The organism is Sutterella seckii, assembly GCF_009183815.1.
Lineage (GTDB): Bacteria > Pseudomonadota > Gammaproteobacteria > Burkholderiales > Burkholderiaceae_F > Sutterella > Sutterella seckii.
The window spans coordinates 1-479 of sequence record NZ_WEHX01000248.1 but is presented as its reverse complement, the minus strand read 5'-3'; the positions used below and the strand labels follow the sequence as shown (position 1 = coordinate 479).

The window sequence follows — 479 nt, the reverse complement described above, 5'->3', positions numbered from 1 at the left end:
ATTTCCGGTGATTTATGGGTAGAGTTTTTAGAAATCAACAGGAAATCCCGATCCCTGACTTTGCATATGTGAATGCCTCCGACGGTCGTGTTTTCACCATCCATCGTGACGAGCGCAACAAGCGCCAGCACATCACTATCGGGTGGGCGACTTCCAAAGTCACCATGCACCCCAATGAGAACTTCAAGTTTCTCTATCCCAAGCTCTGGGCGCAGTACTACGGGGAATCCCGGCTTCAGCCTCATGAGCTTCATGTCGGGCTATATGGTTTGATTCTCAGCGCCGGCTGGAAGACCGGGCTCTACCCAATGCTTCAGAAAGACTTTGGTCCGCTCAATGCCAATGCAGTCCTGGATTACGCCATGTTCAGCATTCGGCATAGAGCTGATTCAACAGATCTGATGAAGGACGAGATGGCTCAGCAGCTGCTCTTTTCCGATTCGCTTCGGAGCGACAGCTGGTATTCCGATTTCTTTGAA

Annotated in this window: 1 pseudogene; it reads left to right on the top strand. The window is 50.7% G+C overall.

Going from position 1 to position 479, the window contains the following annotated elements:
- Window positions 1-68: 68 nt before the first annotated feature.
- Window positions 69-479 (top strand): annotated as a pseudogene (locus GBM95_RS12050) (IS1634 family transposase); the annotation flags it as partial.